The following is a 17,799-nucleotide window of genomic DNA, read 5'->3' as shown; positions in this document are numbered from 1 at the left end:
AATTAGCAGGAAAATATCTAGAAATGTTCTACACCCGTTTACGAACTACATGGAAGCTGAATTTATCAGCTCGGAAATAATTTTTTGAATACAGCACTACTTGATCATGATCATCGTAATGCAACTGCTTTAATACTAAAAGAGCTGTTTCACGCCCGCAATTTAAAATCGGTGAAGCTTGCTCATGATACCCGATTGGATCAATATATGTAACGGCATAGGCAACATGAATTTTACCAGATTGTTCAAGTGCAGAGAAAAGTGAAACTTCTTTTTTTTCAACAAAGTCAGTTGGCAGGAAACTTGCTGGTAATCTGTCTATGCAGTATACTACCGGCTCGCCGTCCGCTGTTCTGACACGTTCAATTGTGAGTATTTTATCTTCGCCATCACATTGGAAGCGTTTTAAATCTTCCTCAGAAGGTATACTTTCCGTCGCCTTTAAAAAGCGGGAACCGGGTTCCATACCTGCTGCCTCGATCATAGAAGAAATGCTCGATAAATGCTCGATACCTGATGTAAACAAAGGCTTAGGGTTTACAAATGTACCCACCCCATGTCGACGCACAATAACATTTTCCTCTTCCAACAGTCGTAGCGCTTCTCTAAGCGTTGCTCGACTGACTCCTAGTGATTTCGATAATTCAAACTCTGAAGGCAGTTTTTCATTTTCTTTAAAAATGCCTGTTTCAATGTCAGACTTTAAACGATCAATTACTTGAAGATAGAGATGACGATGATCTGCTTTAATAGTCACATATATCACCACCAATATCAGAGATCAGACATCTGATGTACAACATTCCTACTAATCGTTCATAAATATAACATTTTTATAGACTGAAAGCAATTACACCTTAGCGTAATTGCTTCCGAATTTTGAAATGAATTTGGGCCTACTTAATATATTCAACATTATTCATTTTTTTGTCGTTATTTTGAACTAATTATCGTATTGATTAATGAGCACTTGTCGAGGTTTACTACCCTCTGAAGGCCCGACAATACCGCGTTGTTCCATTTGATCGACAATACGAGCAGCTCTCGAATAGCCGATACGGAAGCGGCGTTGCAACATCGAAACAGAGGCCGTCTGCATACTCACAACTAACTGTACTGCCTCATCAAATAAGTCGTCGGTTTCCTCTAAAATTGTCTCTTCTTCGGTCGGAATCATTTCCTCCTGATACTGTGCTTTTTGCTGTTCTATAACAAAGGTAACAACTGACTCAACTTCTTGATCTGATAAAAAGGCACCTTGCACACGTTTCGGTTTAGATGCACCGGCAGGTAAAAACAGCATATCGCCTCGACCAAGTAAACGTTCCGCTCCACCCATATCTAAAATCGTTCTAGAATCGATTGCTGATGAAACCGCAAAGGCAATACGCGAAGGAATATTTGCTTTAATCACACCTGTCAATACATCAACACTTGGTCGTTGGGTTGCAATTATTAAATGAATCCCTGCTGCACGTGCCATTTGTGCTAAACGTGTAATAGAATCTTCTACATCACTTGAGGCAACCATCATTAAGTCTGCTAACTCGTCCACAATTACCACAATATAAGGTAATTTCGGATGTTTTTCATCCGTTTGCTCATTAACTTTTTGTACATGACCATTGTAGCCTTCGATATTACGAGTACCTGTATGCGAAAATAGATCATAGCGGCGCTCCATTTCAGCTACAACTTTCTTTAGCGCCTGAGACGCTTTACGAGCATCCGTAACAACTGGTGCCAGTAGATGAGGAATTCCATTATAAACATTTAACTCCACCATTTTCGGGTCTATCATCATGAGCTTAACTTCATGTGGTTTTGTCCGCATTAGGATTGATACGACAATACCATTTATACACACACTTTTCCCACTACCCGTCGAACCTGCAACAAGTAAATGTGGCATTTTATTGAGCTCGGCGAGTACTGCTTGTCCGGTAATATCACGACCTAATGCGACTTGTAATAATGCTTCTGGCTTTGCACCATCTTTAGACTCTAACACTTCTCGCAATGTAACAATTGCTACCTCACTATTTGGTACTTCAATGCCGATTGCAGACTTCCCTGGAATAGGTGCTTCCATACGAATATCCTTTGCAGCAAGTGCTAAGGCAAGATCATCCTGTAAGTTTACAATTTTACTTACTTTCACACCTATATCTGGTAATATTTCATATTTCGTGACAGCTGGGCCTAAATGAACCTGCGTTACTTTTGCTTTTACACCAAAGCTTTGCAACGTTTGCTCAAGCTTTTTCGCATTGGCCTGAATAACAGAATATTCGCCACTTTGGTCATGCTGTGGTGGTAATTGTAATAGATTATAAGACGGTAGTTGATAATCTGCATTTTCTACAGTATCTGCCCCTTCGATATGGACATCATCAACCATATCTCCATGTTCAATATCTTCATTTTCAGCTGTTGCATATTCTTCCCGTTCATGAGATACATTTTGCGTAAAGGCAGAGATGATTGGTTCATAAGAATCTTCCTCTTCCTCTTGTACCTCTGGCTCCTGTTCGACAGCTGCGATTTCATCCTTGCTTTCTACTTTTGAACGGCGATTTTTAGATTTCTTTGGCATATTTTTTTTCTTTTCACGATGTTTCTTTTGCCATTTCCCAAAAAGGTCAGGCATTTTTTCTGCTAAATATGGAACAAGCGCCTTTCCTGTTACTAAAATTAAGCCGATAAAGAAAATAACCCATGCAACGACCTTTGCACCTGTTGCCTCAAATAATACATGTAGAGCGCTGAATAACAGTGCACCAATCATACCTCCGCCAAGTGCGTTACTTCGATGGATAATACCCTCTGAATTAATTAATATTCGCCAAGATTCTCGCAACACAGAGTCTGATAATAAACCACCAGATTTTGATAATTGTTCAAAAAGAATACCGTGACTAAAAATTGTTAAACTCATAACAATAAGGAGCATCCCTAATATGAGACGATCATAAATGCTCACTTTTTTCCGCCCAATCATTAGTAATAACGCAACAAATATCAACATAAATGGCACAGCAAAATGTAAATTTCCTAAAAGAAACATTGCGATTGTTTGGAGAACACGTCCAATCATGCCATATTCAAACATCATAATAACCGCTAATGCAATGAAGATAAGTCCTAAAATTTCATACATAAGTGGATGCATTTCTTTTTTTTCTGTAGACGTTTTACTTTTCGTGACTTTTCTTTTTTTTCTAGTGGCCATCTATTTCACCTTCTTTTGTAATCCATTCTATATATGTAGCGAATAATATCATGTAGAACTTGTTTATTTCAAAAAATAGACTCAGCACCATAACGTGTCGTTAATCTTTGTTCCGGCTGGGCTTTCCTAAAGACTTCAGCCGGAACGGAAATCCACCCTCTGACCAATTTTACCTTGGCGTAGTAATGGCCTGTCGCTTCGCTTTCGCTACAAATAAACAATTTTGCATTGTGCGCAGGCCTGCACGAGGACCGACACGATGTTGGTCATTTCGGTAATGCCACAGGACATGGCATTTTTACCGATGCAGGCTCAGAGGTGGGAGCCTTCTACTCAATGAAGAAAAATGACATACGTTTTAACAAATATATTCTCACCATTAGGTTCGAGCCAAAAAAAGGATTTTCCACCGTTTACATTCGGTTAGAAAATCCTTTTTCATTCAACGATGATCTTTCATTTTAATATTCCATAATGATTGGGATAATCATTGGGCGGCGCTTCGTTTTTTGGAATAAATACGTATTTAGTGTATCTCGAATTTCTTGTTTAATGTTTGTCCATTCAAATGTATCTTTACCAACGTATTTTTCAATAACAGTTTTCGCAATCTCAGAAGCTTCTACCATCAATTCTTCTGATTCGCGTACATATACGAAACCACGCGATAAAATTTCTGGACCAGATGCAATTTTCTTTTGAGCACGGTTTAACGTTACAACAACAATGAAAATACCATCCTGCGATAATAACTTACGATCGCGAAGTACGATGTTGCCTACATCCCCAACACCAATACCGTCTATTAATACATTACCAGCTTGTACACGACCACTCATTCGCATTTTACCATTTTTATATTCTACAATATCCCCTTTATCGGCGATAAAAATTTGTGATTTTTGCATACCTAGTTGTTGAGCAAGCTTAGAGTGAGCAATAAGCATACGGTACTCACCTTGCACAGGGATAAAGTACTTCGGTTGCATTAAATTTAGCATTAATTTTAAATCCTCTTGGCTACCGTGACCCGACACATGTACATTTTTGCTAGATGTTAAAATTTCAGCGCCTGCTTTTGCAATAGAGTTCATCGTATTAGCCATCTGCACTTCCATACTTGGAGATGGTGTAAAAGTAATTAATACGGTATCATCTTGCTTTATTTTAATGTCTCGGTGATGTTTACGGACGATTTTCTCTAATGCATCAAGTGGCTCCCCTTTATTACCTGTCGCAATAATAATAATCTCATCATCTTGATATTTTTGCATTTCAGAAATAGGGATGATTGTATCTTCCTCAGCCGTTAAGTAACCTAGCTGTACACCTAAATCTACAGCTTTCTCTAAAGGTTTTCCTACGATGACTACTTTACGGAAAGACTTTTGAGCTTGTGTAATTACTTGTTGAATACGAATAAAATTCGATGCATAAACAGCAACTAAAATACGACCTGGTGCTGAATGGAATGTTTTTGATAATTGCTCTTCAATGACAATCTCAGATGTCGTATAACCTGGTCGCTCAGCTTCACTCGACTCAGATAATAGAATAAATACGCCTTCTTCTCCTAACTGAGCCATTTTTGCTAAATCAGGCTTAAATTTGCCTGTCGCTGATTGATCGAATTTAAACTCCCCTGTATGAACAATTGCTCCTTCAGATGTATGGAACACTACCCCTAACGAATCGGGAATACTATGTGTTGTATGGAAGAATGTCACATACGTTGAGTTAAAATTCATACGACTACGGTTCGTCACCTCAAAGAATTTCACCTGATGTGGTGCAGGCAACTCCTTTAAATGTTCCTTGGCAAGTGCAATTGTTAATTTTGATCCGTACACTGGCGCTTTCACTTTTTGTAATACATAGGCAATCGAGCCAATTGCATCTTCATGACCATGTGTTAAGAAAATCCCTTTCACACGATCTTTATTTTCTTCTAAATACGTAATATCCGGAATCACGATATCAATGCCCAGCATTTCGTCTTCAGGGAACATTAAGCCGCTATCCACTACAAATAGCTCTTCGTCAATTTCTACTACGTACATTGCTTTCCCAATTTCGCCGACGCCACCAAGTGGGATGATGCGAATTAATTCATTTTTCTTTTTTGTCAATTTATTTCCTCCTAAAAAATATCCCGAACAGCAACCACTTAAGATTTATTATACGGTTTGCAAAGCTTTTGCACAAATTAAAAATTCAACTTTCATGAAGGAAACAGAAATTTTTTGCTAATTTTATTACTAATAGATGGAAAGCTTGATAAGTATGTAGCATTGTGAAAGGTTTAATTTTTGCCTTTTATTTAGCGACGTAATCTTGTGGCAATGGGTATATCGCGGATTGTAAGCCTTTTCTCTGTATGGTTGTTCCAGCGCTTGAGCGGATACTATCTACCATGAGGGGGCATCCCTTCGAGCAATGATCTTTATATTTTTAACAAAAAGAAAAAGACCGCAAACAAACTAAAAAATCTCACGTTTGTTTACGGTCTGAGGATTTAACTAAAGGTACTTATTTTTCTAAAGCTTTTCGCTTTTTCTTGATACGTATCCCAAATGCGGTCAAAGTTTGCTTTTTCCTCATCTGTCATTTCCATCATTGGCAGACGAACATTAAGTGTATCAAAGCCTAATTTTGTCATCGCGTATTTTATAGGCGATGGGTTTGGCTGTGCGAACAACGCACGTACAAGTGGTAATAATGCTCGGTGAATTTTGGCTGCTAGCTCGTGATTTCCTTCTTCAAACGCTTTAATCATTAATTGCATATCATTTCCGACAACATGAGCAGCAACAGAAATAATTCCAGCTCCGCCTATTGCTAGTAGTGGAAGTGTTAAACCATCATCCCCACTATAAACGAAGAAATCATCATCTGAATCAACATTCTCAATAATATCGCCCATTTGATCTAAATTGCCACTCGCTTCTTTAATCCAAGAAATATTAGGGATTTTACTTAAAGCAACGGAAGTTTCATAGGCAATATTGACGCCTGTACGTCCTGGCACGTTATAAAGCATGACAGGTAAACTTGTTTCTTTTGCAATTGTCTCAAAATGGGCAAAAATACCGCGTTGATTTGGCTTATTATAATACGGTGCTACAAGCATAATACCATCTGCACCATTTTCTTCAGCCTTGTGCGTCATTGCAATAGAGTAAGCAGTCTCGTTATCCCCTGTACCTGCAATTACAGGTACACGGCCTGCTACTTTTTCTACTGTAAAGCGTACAACTTCAATTTTTTCTTCTGTGGACATAGTTGGATTTTCAGAGGTTGTGCCACATGCGACAATACAATCTGTACCATTATCAATCAAATAATTAATAATACGTTCTAGTTCTGGATAATTAATCGTGCCATCTTCTTTGAACGGCGTAATCATCGCCGTTCCAATTCGACCTAAATTCATCCTTACACCCCTCTTATAGTAAGTTATCCTCCAGCATTGCTTCTGCAATTTGAATAGAGTTTAATGCAGCGCCTTTTAAAAGATTGTCAGAAACAATCCATAGGTGGAATCCTTTTTTATTGTCTAAGTCTTGACGGATACGACCTACATAAGTAGCATCTTCCCCTTCTGCATAGATAGGCATTGGGTAAGTTTGTGTTGCGATATCATCTTGTAATACTACTCCTGGTGCACTGCGTAATACTTCAAAAACCTCCTGTACCGTTGCTTCTTTTTCTACTTCAATATAAACAGATTCAGAGTGTCCTGAAACGACTGGCACGCGAACACAAGTTGCTGCTACTTTTAGTTCTGGTGCATGCATGATTTTCTTCGTTTCATTAATCATTTTCATTTCTTCGTATGTAAAGCCATTGTCTGTAAATTTATCAATTTGTGGAATGACATTACGAGCGATTGGATAATGACGTTTGTCGCTACCAGAAGGTAAAATATTTGCTTCTACATCCTTACCTGCATCCCAATTTTCACTTTGTGCCTTTAATTCTTGAATAGCAGAAATACCTGCACCTGAAACGGCTTGGTATGTTGATACAATAATTTTAGTTAAGCCAAATGCATTACGAATAGGTTCAAGTGCAGCCATCATTTGAATTGTAGAGCAGTTTGGATTCGCAATAATCCCTTTATGCTTAGCAAGATCGCCACGATTTACTTCAGGCACAACTAGTGGTACCTCTGGATCCATGCGGAAATGGCTCGTATTATCGATTACTACGGCACCACGTTTTGCCGCTTCTGGCGCCAGTACCGCTGAGACAGAACCACCAGCTGAGAATAAAGCGACATTGACGCCTTCAAAAGCTTCAGGTGTCGCTTCTTCAATTGTATATGTCTTACCATTAAATTCGATTGGTTTCCCTGCTGAACGTGCAGAAGCTAAAAATTTTATATCTCCGATTGGAAAGTTCCGTTTAATTAGCTGTTCCATCATTTTTGTGCCTACTGCCCCTGTTGCTCCAACAACCGCAACTACTAACTGCTTTGTCATCTGTCATCTCTCCTTGAATACATGTTCCATAATGTGTGCTATTGTATCACAAAAATACTGAAAATTGTGTGTAATTCGTGAATTATTTGAAATATTGTATAAACAGTGGTTGTAATTGTTTTTTCTCCGTAATCGCTTCATGTACAGTGGCGACCATTTGATCAAAATCAGCAATCAAGGAATTTGGCTTGGAATGCGGGGAGTCCTGCCCGAATGGAATAAAGTAAATGTTTTTAGCATTTAGCAGCCTCATAATATTCATACCATTTAAGCCAAGCGCATCATTTGTTGAGATGCCTAGGACTACAGGAGAACCGTTTCGCAATGTTGCCTTAGCAGCCATCAATACTGGACTATCTGTTGCTGCATTAGCAAATTTACTAATACTATTGCCAGTCATCGGCGCTATAACCATCGCATCCAATGGATTGGATGGTCCGAATGGTTCTGCCTCTTTAATAGAGGATATTACCTTTTCACCAGTCAATTCCTCTATTTTTGCAATCCACTCCTCTCCGGTACCAAAACGCGTAGCCGCATGTAACACAGAATGCGTAATTATTGGAATAACTGTTGCTCCTGCATCTATAAAGTTTTGAATTTTAGGTACTACATCCTCATACGTACAGTGAGAGGCTGTAATACCTAAACCAATTCGTTTACCCGTTAGCAATTTTCTTCCTCCTCTATTGCCTTGCACAATATTGTAGCTGCATCATGTGCAAAGTATTTCCCAGGTAATGATGGCAATAGTACGTACGTTTGTAATTGCTCAGTGTCTATATCTAAACAGCCAGGCTCTGAAGCCAAATCATATAGGACAGCTGGGACATGATCTAGGAATGATTCTGTAATCCATTTAGCTGGAATCGTATTGATAAAAATCCCATCATTAACTGACCATTTGCGGTCGTCTAAATTCGTAGCTTTATAACCATATGCCTTTGCTTCACTCACTTGTACAACTGAACGCGCAACTATATGGACATTAGCGCCCATCTTGACAAGTAAAGAGGCAAGCATTTTAGCTGTGCGTCCAAAACCTGCGATCGTAAAGTTTTGTCCGTAAATGCATTTTTGCTCGAGTCCGTAAAACGTGGCGATAAACCCTTCGGCTGTTAATCTTGCGTTTTGCCAAATAAAAGATTCTTGTTGTAAATAACAATTTGTTTCATTTTTCTCAAGCAATTGCTTCCAATGCATAGTCAAACGCCCTGTATAAAACTTAACTTGGGATATCCCATAAAGCTGTTCCACTTCAATTTTTAGTGGCAGGATGGGAAGAACAATTCTATTTGGTTGGAATTCTAATACAAGCTTATTTAACTCTTCATTCCAAACTGATGTTCTTTTATAAAATACCGTTCTCGATGGGCTTCTTAGCATAGTAGCTAATTCCTTTAATCTTTGATCCTCACCGATAACAAGCCATTTTTCATTTTCCAAAAGCTCACCTCACTGTAAAAATTCTGACTGTACCGTCGTTGTTTTGTTAAATAAAATTCGATCTTCTCCAATTAGTATAATTTCATGCCAAGGTATCATTTCACTAACTTTTACTTTCTTTTTTTGGAATGGCAATTTATCTTTAACAATCTCAAAACCATGAATTTTTCCTGTTTGCACATCTAATAGACATTCTGTATGTGCCAATATACCAAAATGTACGCCACCCTCAATTTGAATTAACTCTTTATCCACCATCTCTGATAGTAGCATGCCTCATCTCCCTCCTTGAACCGTTACCCCAATATATGCCGAGTTTTTGCAATTCGTGACCCTTACCCAAAGTATGAAAATATTGCATTTATTCACCAAACTGTGTATAGTGTGTATATACAGTTGTGCGAGGTGAGAAATTTGTGCATATTCATTTAAGCAATGCCAGTGATAAACCCATCTATGAGCAAATAACCATACAGCTTAAGGAAGCGATACTAGCCAATAAATTACAAGCAGGTGACGCACTACCATCTATTCGTGCACTTGCAAAGGATTTAAAAATTAGCGTTATGACAACGAAGCGAGCTTATGCTGATTTAGAGCGAGATGGATTTATTGAAACAGTAGCTGGTAAAGGAAGTTTTGTTACAGAACGAAATCAGGATTTTCTGCGCGAGGAATTATTACGTCAAGTTGAAAAGCATATGCAACTGGCAGTGAAAACGGCCAAAACTGCAGGGCTAACAAAAGAGGAATTACAGGAGTTACTTTCATTAATTTTGGAGGAGGACAACTAAATGAATGCTATTGAAGTTTATGATTTACAGAAAAGCTTTGAAGGGTTTGCTCTTAATGATGTAAGTTTTTCAGTACCTCAAGGCACTGTCATGGGTTTTGTAGGAGAAAACGGTGCTGGGAAGTCTACTACAATTAAATGCATACTTAACTTACTCAAAAAAGAACATGGCGAAATTTTGCTATTTGGCAAGGATGTTGTCGAACATGAATTATCGATAAAAAACGACATCGGTGTGGTTTTTGACGATTTACATGTGCCTGAAACGCTCAATGCGACGCAGCTCGACAAATTTATGAAAAAAGTATTTAAAACATGGGATTCAAGCTATTATTTCGAACGATTAGCACAATTTAAAATTCCAGTGAGCAAGAAGGTAAAAGAATTATCTCGAGGAATGAGGATGAAGCTGTCCATTGCATTAGCCATGTCGCATCATCCAAAGCTATTAATTTTAGATGAACCTACGAGTGGGCTAGATCCAATTATTCGTGATGAAATTCTCGATTTGTTTTTAACGTTTATGCAGGATGAAACCCATAGCATCCTATTTTCTTCTCATATAACAAGTGATTTAGAAAAAATAGCTGACTACATTACATTCATTCATAATGGGGAGATTTTATTTAGCGAAAGTAAAGATGTACTTATCTATGAGTACGGCATATTTAAAGGCGATCATGAAGAAGTAAGTGTAATACCAGAGCATGCCATTATAAGAAAACGTAATGGAACCTTTGGAACAGAAGCTTTAGTTCTAAAAAATGAAGTAAATGAGGTATTCTCCCTTGAAAAGCCATCTATAGAAGATATCATGCTATTTTATGTGAAAGGTAGTGTTTGAGCATGGCAGGTCTTATCTTAAAAGATTTAATGACGATTCAACGTCAACTAAAAACACAGGCTTTCGTGTTAATTTTCTTCCTATTTATATCAATTTTTATGCAACAAGGGTTAATGCTCTTTACAATAATTATATTTATCGTGACCTTTCAAACTATAACTGCTCTTACCTACGATGAACAAAGCAGTTGGGATAAATATGCAAATACTTTACCCATTTCAAAAGGGGACATAGTACTTAGTAAATATATACTTAGTATCCTCCTTATGCTTTTTGGGCTTATACTCGCACTACCAATTGTCTTTATTATTCATCGTTTTACGAATAACTGGGCATCAGCAGCGTTTTTTCCAACATTTATTCTTCTTGTGACATTAGCCTTTTGTATGCTAGCACTTTTATTACCGATCTACATTAAATTCGGTTCGATAAAGGGAAGAATGGTTCTTATTGCTCTTTGCTTCATACCTGGTTTCTTATTTGGTCTTTTAAAAGAGTATTTTCCAGATATGACAGTCATTTTATCCAACTTAAAACCGTATATGTTTGTTGCTCCTTTTGCTGGACTTTTAATCTTATGGTTGTCCTCTCTCATTTCAACCGCAATTTATCAACAAAAAGAATTCTAGGAGGGAAAGGGTTAATGCAGGCTTTACTTTTACAAAGAATAATGATCCAAAAATGGTCCATTCTATTTGCAGTTCTTATTTGTACGATCATAAGTTATATGGAAATACCTTTTTTAGATAATCCCGCAATAGTAATATTTGCGGCAGTTTTTTCTGCTTCCATTGTGGAAGGAATCTATAAAGACGATCAAAAAGTAAATTGGGAATTGTTTGTGAATAGTCTACCTTTGACAAGAAAAACACAGCTACAAGCTGATTTTCTATATTGTCACGGTATCGTGATGCTACTTTTTGTTGTAATAGCACCTGCTTATTTTTCACAAACAGCAGCTGATAATAATTTTCCGGAGCATTTTGCCATGTACTTCGCCTATATTAGCAGTGCTTCTTTACTCATCTCCAGCCAGTTTTATATCCATCATCTAGAAAAGAGGATGCGTTATTTTAGAATGATAATAGCTATATTCCTTATTTTCACAATTAATTTCCCTATTCATTACTATTTATCTCAAATAGCCGAAAATTTGATCATTATGTTAATTCCTACACTTATAAGTTTACTCATTAGTAATTTTATTTTTCGTCAAAGCCATACGTTATATTTAGCAAGAGAGGTATTTTAAAGCAACACAATCGAGAAAAGGTTGCCTATTAACGGCAACCTTGTTTTAATCTTTGGGACCGATATTTGATATAGCTGGCTCAGCTTTCAAAATTTTAGCGATTAAGCGATCGATCGATTCCATTGAGACAGCATCGATTGACGCTAATACTTCATCTACTGAACGATGTTTACGATGTACTAACTCACTTGTACCGTTGCGGTTCATACGAGCACCTGTCCCCTCTAGACCGAGTACAAAACTACCCTTTAGCTGTTCCTTCGCATTCATAAGTTCTTCCTCTGTCACGCCACCTACTACGATATCAAGTAATGTCGCATCAATTGTATGTTGAAGCTGTGATAATTGTTGACGACTTGTACTACCATAAATCGTAAATGCTCCAACATCCGCATAACAAGATTGGTAAGAAAATATTGAATAAGCTAAACCACGTTCTTCGCGTACTTCTTGGAACAAACGAGAGCTCATATTACCACCAATAATATTATTAAGTGCAATAAAGCTATACATATCTGGATCCTTTACACCAATTGCTGGATAAGAAATAGCCAAATGCGCTTGCTCTGTATCGCGAGTTTTAGAAACCTCTCCTGGATAAAAATGAGGATTCGAAAGCACAGGTTCAACCGCAAGTGGGGATGGCTGATATTGGCCAAATAAATCTTCAATTGTTTGCATGAGCTTCGCAGAAATATTTCCTGCTATTGAAATAACAACTGATTTTGGACCATAATGTTTAGCTATGTAATTACGGATCATATTTGCTGTAAATGTTTTTAAAGTAGCCGCAGTTCCGAGAATTGGACGACCGAGTGCGTCGTCTGGATACATGACTCCCCATAGCTTTTCATGAACATCGTCATCAGCTGCGTCTTCACTCATTAATATTTCCTCTAGTACCACTTGTCTTTCCTTCTCTAATTCTTCCGTTGCAAACGTAGAATTAAAGAACATATCTGCTAAAATTGTAACTGCAAGCTCAGCATGATGGTCTAAAACCTTTGCATAATAACACGTGTTTTCCTTGGATGTAAAGGCATTTAATTCTCCACCAATTCGATCAAATTCTTCAGCAATTTGGCGAGCCGTTCGAGTTTTTGTCCCTTTAAAAAGCATATGTTCTATAAAATGTGTAATACCATTTTCCTCAGGTAGCTCAAAACGAGATCCTGCATTAACAAAAATGCCTAGCGCAACAGATCTTACATGATCGATTTGCTCAGACACAATACGCACACCATTCTGACATGTATGTACTTGTACCAAAAAATCTCCCCCAATTTATCTCTGGTTCTACATCAAAGGCATAATGTGGGGTCATCACCAAAACGTGTTGTTGATTTCCGTTCCGACTGGGCGCTTTGTAGCTGACGCTTCGCTTTCGCTACAAAAAACATTGGTGCTGACGCTTCGCTTTCGCTACAGAAAACATTTGTTGCTGACGCTTCGCTTTCGCACAGAGCATAGCTTTAAGTCCGATGAGCCACTTCAATCAACTTATTTACATAGTATACGTTTTACCAAAAGTCATCCACGACTTTAGTGATGAACCAAGCTTCCCCAAAATTATCCGTTATAGAACCAAATTCCTTATACTTGATTTAAAAAAGGCTGCGCATTATACGCAGCCTTTTCTACAATTTATTATTTATCTTGCTCAGCGCGTTCTTTTTCCTCTTGGATCACAACTTTACGAGATAAATTCACACGACCTTGCTTGTCAATTTCAATAACTTTTACAAGTAATTGATCGCCAAGTTTTAATACATCTTCAACTTGTTTTGTACGTTCCTCTTGAATTTCAGAAATGTGAAGTAAACCATCTTTTCCTGGGAATATTTCACAGAACGCACCGAATTTTTCAATACGTTTCACTGTTGATAAGTAATACTCGCCAACTTTTGCTTCACGTACGATGTCTTCGATAATTTGTTTTGCACGAGCGTTCATTTCTTCATCTGCAGAAGAGATGTAAATTGTACCATCTTGCTCAGTATCAATTTTTACGCCAGTTTCTTCAATAATTTTGTTAATTTGTTTACCACCAGGTCCGATGACATCGCGAATTTTATCAGGATTGATTTTCACGATGACAATTTTCGGTGCAAATGCAGATAATTTTTCACGTGGTTCTGCAAGAGTAGCCAGCATTGATTCTAAAATATGCATACGGCCAATTTTAGCCTGTGTTAATGCTTCTTCTAAAATATTGCGTGATAAACCATCAATTTTAATGTCCATTTGAAGTGCTGTTACACCTTTAGCTGTACCAGCAACTTTAAAGTCCATATCTCCAAGGTGATCTTCCATACCTTGAATATCAGTTAAAATAGAGTAATGTTCGCCTTTTTTAATAAGACCCATTGCAATACCTGCTACAGGTGCTTTTAATGGCACACCAGCATCCATCATCGCTAACGTTGAAGCACAGATAGAAGCTTGAGATGTAGAACCGTTTGACTCAAGTACTTCCGATACACAACGGATTGTATATGGGAATACAGATTCATCTGGAATAACCGCATCAAGAGCACGCTCTCCTAGTGCACCATGACCGATTTCACGACGACCTGGCCCACGAATTGGACCTGTTTCCCCTACAGAAAATTGTGGGAAGTTATAGTGATGCATAAAGCGTTTTGATTCTTCCACACCTAAGCCGTCGATAATTTGTACGTCACCTAGTGCACCTAACGTACAAATAGAAAGAGCTTGTGTTTGACCACGCGTAAATAATGCTGAACCGTGAGTACGTTGTAAAAGCTGAGTTTCAGAAGAAAGTGGACGGATTTCGTCTAACTTACGACCATCTGGACGAACTTTATCTTCTGTAATCTGGCGACGCACTTCGTCTTTAACCATTTTATCTAGAATTGTGTATACTTGCTTCATTGTTACTTCATCCGCTTCTTGCTCTTCATAAGAAGCAATAACACGGTCTTTTACTGCTTGAATCGCCTCATCACGTGCATGTTTTTCTGCAGTTTGAATTGCATCATGCATGTCAGTCTCACAAGCTGCTTTTATATCTGCTTGAATCGCTTCATCAATTTCAAATAATGTTACCGGTAATTTTTCTTTCCCTACTTCTGCAACAATTTGCTCTTGGAAAGCAATAATTTTTTTGATTTCTTCATGACCGAACATAATGGCTTCTAGCATTACTTCTTCCGGTACTTCTAGTGCACCTGCTTCAACCATGTTGATAGCATCCTTGTTACCTGCTACAGATAGATGGATCGTCGATTGATTAGCTTGTTCCACTGTCGGGTTCACAATAAATTTACCGTCAATATATCCAACTTGTACACCTGCAATTGGCCCGTCGAATGGAATATCCGAGATAGCTAACGCTAATGATGAACCAACCATTGCAGCCATTTCAGACGTGCAATCCGGATCGTTAGACATAACCATTGAAATAACTTGTACTTCATTACGGAAACCGTCTGGGAACATTGGACGAATTGGACGGTCAATCAAACGGCTTGCTAATATTGCTTTTTCAGATGGACGTCCTTCACGTTTAATAAAGCCACCAGGAATTTTACCCGCTGCGTATAAACGTTCTTCGTAGTTTACTGTTAATGGGAAGAAATCAAGTGGTTTCGGTGATTTTGACATTGTTGCAGTTGAAAGTACAGATGTATCACCATAGCGTACTAATACGGCCCCATTTGCTTGTTTTGCTAACTGTCCAACTTCGATTACAAGTGGACGGCCAGCCCATTCATAGGAATAGACTTTCTTTTCGTTCATTCAATGAACCCCTCTCTATTATAAAAACACTTACTGCGTCTGTATGTACTAATAGTAAGTGTACCAAAAATGCTTGTTCTATGCTAAATATTTCATGAAATAATAATACATTTAAATTCAGTTATTGCCAATTTATTTAGGATTTATTTCTGTATTTGATTGAAACAGTGTTTTTTTGCTTGAAGTTCATATCATACATGCTTTTTTTAACATAATCACTTTCGCCTAACGTCATTGCGCCCGGATTTTGAATCGTACTGGCAGGATTCCTTTTACAATCCGTGCTAGGCTTTATCTTCATTTAGTAGGCGTTTGAACACCCACTAATAAGGGCCACATTCACATTCCTTTCCCACCTTCCGAGAATGGGAGTCTCCTGTAACTTCGTAACGTAAAGTTTACCTTGTTCTTAATGTTTATAAACATAAAGAAAAAGCGGGATTAATCCCGCTTTTCGATTGACAATTAGCGACGTAAGCCTAAACGAGTGATTAGTTCACGGTAACGTTGTACGTCAGTTTCACGTAGATATTTTAATAAGTGACGACGACGACCTACCATTTTAAGAAGACCACGCTCAGAGTGGAAATCTTTTTTGTGTGTACGTAAGTGAGCGTTTAGAGCGTTAATTTCCTCTGTTAACACTGCAACTTGTACTTCTGGAGAACCAGTGTCACTTTCGTGAGTACGGAACTCAGCAATAATTTCGTTTTTACGTTGTTTTGAAATAGCCATTTTGTATGGACCTCCTAAATAATTGTTAATCCCCATTAGCACAGTACACGTTGGAGTCATCGATATACCGAGCTAAGGATAAGCATATTATGCACTTATGAATGTTACCATAAATCAATAGGTCAAGCAAGCGTTAACATAAGTCCATTCAAATGTTAAAGCACATTTAAATTGTATTAACTCGATAAAAATGGCTCAACACTATAACGTGTGTAGTTAATTTTCGTTCCGGCTGGGAGCGTCCGATGAGCCATTACACTCAACATAAGTCATGACGTATGTTTTAATTTTCGGTAATAAGTGTAAAATATTGAATTGCTTGCTGTTTATCTTTTTCGATTTGCGCTTTTAACGCTTCAATGCCATCGAATTTTCGTTCACTTCTTATACGTTTATACCAAGCGACATGCACTTCTTCACCGTAAATATTTTTTTCGAAGTTTAATATATGGACTTCGATGGATAATTGTTTGTCGTTCGGATCTTTAAATGTTGGTTTATAGCCTACATTACATACACCATCATACCAGTTATTTTGTACAAGTACTCGAACCGCATATACACCGCTTGCTGGAATATAAGTTCCCTCTAACGCTTGGACATTTGCAGTTGGGAAACCTATTGTGCGTCCTCGCTTATCACCATGTACAACGATACCCGTAACTTCAAATGGACGTCCTAGGAGTAATCTCGCTTCCTCCATATCTCCCTCTTGCAAAAGCTTACGGATACGTGTAGAGCTAATTTTTTCAATATCATCAGTTTTCTTTTCAACAACCGTTACGCCGTAATCTCCATTACTCAATGCACGCATTTCTTCCATTGTACCTTTCCCAAATGCGCCAAAAGAATAATCAAAGCCTGCTGTAACATGTTGAATGTTCAACCCACGAATAAATGTATCAATAAATGCATCAGGTGAAAGCTTTGCAAAATCAGATGTGAAATGCACAACAAATACTGTATCAACACCCTGTTCTTCAAAAAGCTGCAATTTTTGCTGTAATAACGTTATATAAAATACTTTTTCGTTACGCCCGCCAAGCACTAAAGAAGGATGTGGATCGAATGTCATAACAGCCGTTGGAATTTGACGCTTGTCTCCTTCTTCTTTCGCTGCCTTAATAACTGCCTGATGCCCTCTATGTACACCATCAAAAAAACCAAGTGCCAATGAATATGGCTGCATGCTTTCTCGTTGCTGTAGTTGGTGTGGGTATTTTAAATGAATGACCTCCATACTAAAAAATC

At 38.0% G+C, this 17,799-nt stretch carries 16 protein-coding genes; 4 read left to right on the top strand and 12 right to left on the bottom strand.

The annotated features are described in order from the left end of the window. Window positions 1–28: 28 nt before the first annotated feature. The 8 genes from PVA17_RS00680 to PVA17_RS00645 form a co-directional block, all read right to left on the bottom strand. Window positions 29–757, bottom strand: a complete 729-nt coding sequence (locus PVA17_RS00680; protein WP_132357384.1) for a GntR family transcriptional regulator — start codon at window positions 755–757, stop codon at window positions 29–31. Window positions 758–943: 186 nt separating this feature from the next. Then, window positions 944–3,232, bottom strand: coding sequence for an FtsK/SpoIIIE family DNA translocase (locus tag PVA17_RS00675; RefSeq protein ID WP_274066612.1), 2,289 nt, complete (start codon window positions 3,230–3,232; stop codon window positions 944–946). A 461-nt stretch (window positions 3,233–3,693) separates the two neighbouring features. Next, window positions 3,694–5,361: a ribonuclease J gene (locus tag PVA17_RS00670; RefSeq protein ID WP_132357386.1), complete on the bottom strand. Its 1,668-nt coding sequence runs from the start codon at window positions 5,359–5,361 to the stop codon at window positions 3,694–3,696. Window positions 5,362–5,747: 386 nt separating this feature from the next. Continuing rightward, entirely contained in the window at window positions 5,748–6,665 is a 918-nt protein-coding gene (gene dapA, locus PVA17_RS00665) for a 4-hydroxy-tetrahydrodipicolinate synthase (RefSeq protein ID WP_132357387.1), read from the bottom strand. Between the two features lie 13 nt (window positions 6,666–6,678). After that, window positions 6,679–7,716: an aspartate-semialdehyde dehydrogenase gene (locus tag PVA17_RS00660; protein ID WP_132357388.1), complete on the bottom strand. Its 1,038-nt coding sequence runs from the start codon at window positions 7,714–7,716 to the stop codon at window positions 6,679–6,681. A gap of 82 nt (window positions 7,717–7,798) precedes the next feature. Further along, a complete protein-coding gene (locus tag PVA17_RS00655; protein WP_132357389.1) occupies window positions 7,799–8,389 on the bottom strand; it encodes a dipicolinate synthase subunit B in 591 nt (196 codons plus the stop codon). Next, window positions 8,383–9,162, bottom strand: a complete 780-nt coding sequence (locus tag PVA17_RS00650; protein ID WP_132357390.1) for a dipicolinate synthase — start codon at window positions 9,160–9,162, stop codon at window positions 8,383–8,385. Before PVA17_RS00650 ends, PVA17_RS00655 begins: the two co-directional genes overlap by 7 nt. 9 nt (window positions 9,163–9,171) lie before the next feature. After that, on the bottom strand, window positions 9,172–9,435 hold the full coding sequence (locus tag PVA17_RS00645) for a YlmC/YmxH family sporulation protein (protein WP_132357391.1): 264 nt from the start codon (window positions 9,433–9,435) through the stop codon (window positions 9,172–9,174). Window positions 9,436–9,578: 143 nt separating this feature from the next. Here PVA17_RS00645 and PVA17_RS00640 point away from each other — a divergent pair, with 143 nt between their 5' ends. From PVA17_RS00640 to PVA17_RS00625, 4 genes are read left to right on the top strand one after another with little or no spacing between them, the layout of a single operon-like run. Further along, window positions 9,579–9,956, top strand: a complete 378-nt coding sequence (locus tag PVA17_RS00640) for a GntR family transcriptional regulator (protein WP_132357392.1) — start codon at window positions 9,579–9,581, stop codon at window positions 9,954–9,956. After that, entirely contained in the window at window positions 9,957–10,799 is an 843-nt protein-coding gene (locus PVA17_RS00635; RefSeq protein ID WP_274066611.1) for an ABC transporter ATP-binding protein, read from the top strand. It begins immediately after the preceding gene. Window positions 10,800–10,801: 2 nt separating this feature from the next. Beyond that, on the top strand, window positions 10,802–11,428 hold the full coding sequence (locus tag PVA17_RS00630; RefSeq protein ID WP_274066610.1) for an ABC-2 transporter permease: 627 nt from the start codon (window positions 10,802–10,804) through the stop codon (window positions 11,426–11,428). Window positions 11,429–11,442: 14 nt separating this feature from the next. Next, complete coding sequence (locus PVA17_RS00625; RefSeq protein WP_274066609.1) at window positions 11,443–12,051, top strand: ABC-2 transporter permease; 609 nt, start codon at window positions 11,443–11,445, stop codon at window positions 12,049–12,051. A 45-nt stretch (window positions 12,052–12,096) separates the two neighbouring features. Here PVA17_RS00625 and PVA17_RS00620 read toward each other — a convergent pair whose 3' ends face one another. The 4 genes from PVA17_RS00620 to ribF all read right to left on the bottom strand — a co-directional run bounded on the left by PVA17_RS00620 (window position 12,097) and on the right by ribF (window position 17,788). Then, on the bottom strand, window positions 12,097–13,320 hold the full coding sequence (locus PVA17_RS00620; RefSeq protein WP_274066608.1) for a M16 family metallopeptidase: 1,224 nt from the start codon (window positions 13,318–13,320) through the stop codon (window positions 12,097–12,099). A 378-nt stretch (window positions 13,321–13,698) separates the two neighbouring features. Further along, window positions 13,699–15,813 carry a polyribonucleotide nucleotidyltransferase gene (gene pnp, locus PVA17_RS00615; RefSeq protein WP_132357397.1) on the bottom strand — a complete coding sequence of 705 codons (2,115 nt, stop codon included), beginning with the start codon at window positions 15,811–15,813 and terminating at the stop codon, window positions 13,699–13,701. 465 nt (window positions 15,814–16,278) lie between these two features. After that, window positions 16,279–16,548, bottom strand: a complete 270-nt coding sequence (rpsO, locus tag PVA17_RS00610; protein ID WP_068983113.1) for a 30S ribosomal protein S15 — start codon at window positions 16,546–16,548, stop codon at window positions 16,279–16,281. Between the two features lie 283 nt (window positions 16,549–16,831). Further along, a complete protein-coding gene (gene ribF, locus PVA17_RS00605) occupies window positions 16,832–17,788 on the bottom strand; it encodes a riboflavin biosynthesis protein RibF (protein ID WP_132357398.1) in 957 nt (318 codons plus the stop codon). Window positions 17,789–17,799 lie beyond the last annotated feature (11 nt).

Origin of the sequence: Lysinibacillus sp. CNPSo 3705, from assembly GCF_028674935.1 — a bacterium.
Lineage (GTDB): Bacteria > Bacillota > Bacilli > Bacillales_A > Planococcaceae > Lysinibacillus.
The sequence above is the reverse complement of the archived record's forward strand: the minus strand, read 5'-3'. Positions and strand labels throughout refer to the sequence as shown.

What these genes read in the sequence shown, in the direction of transcription:
- PVA17_RS00675 (WP_274066612.1), bottom strand. Translation starts at nt 3,232, where the DNA reads ATGGCCACTAGAAAAAAAAGAAAAGTCACGAAAAGTAAAACGTCTACA.
- dapA (WP_132357387.1), bottom strand. Translation starts at nt 6,665, where the DNA reads ATGAATTTAGGTCGAATTGGAACGGCGATGATTACGCCGTTCAAAGAA.
- PVA17_RS00660 (WP_132357388.1), bottom strand. Translation starts at nt 7,716, where the DNA reads ATGACAAAGCAGTTAGTAGTTGCGGTTGTTGGAGCAACAGGGGCAGTA.
- PVA17_RS00645 (WP_132357391.1), bottom strand. Translation starts at nt 9,435, where the DNA reads ATGCTACTATCAGAGATGGTGGATAAAGAGTTAATTCAAATTGAGGGT.
- PVA17_RS00635 (WP_274066611.1), top strand. Translation starts at nt 9,957, where the DNA reads ATGAATGCTATTGAAGTTTATGATTTACAGAAAAGCTTTGAAGGGTTT.
- PVA17_RS00630 (WP_274066610.1), top strand. Translation starts at nt 10,802, where the DNA reads ATGGCAGGTCTTATCTTAAAAGATTTAATGACGATTCAACGTCAACTA.
- PVA17_RS00625 (WP_274066609.1), top strand. Translation starts at nt 11,443, where the DNA reads ATGCAGGCTTTACTTTTACAAAGAATAATGATCCAAAAATGGTCCATT.
- pnp (WP_132357397.1), bottom strand. Translation starts at nt 15,813, where the DNA reads ATGAACGAAAAGAAAGTCTATTCCTATGAATGGGCTGGCCGTCCACTT.
- rpsO (WP_068983113.1), bottom strand. Translation starts at nt 16,548, where the DNA reads ATGGCTATTTCAAAACAACGTAAAAACGAAATTATTGCTGAGTTCCGT.
- ribF (WP_132357398.1), bottom strand. Translation starts at nt 17,788, where the DNA reads ATGGAGGTCATTCATTTAAAATACCCACACCAACTACAGCAACGAGAA.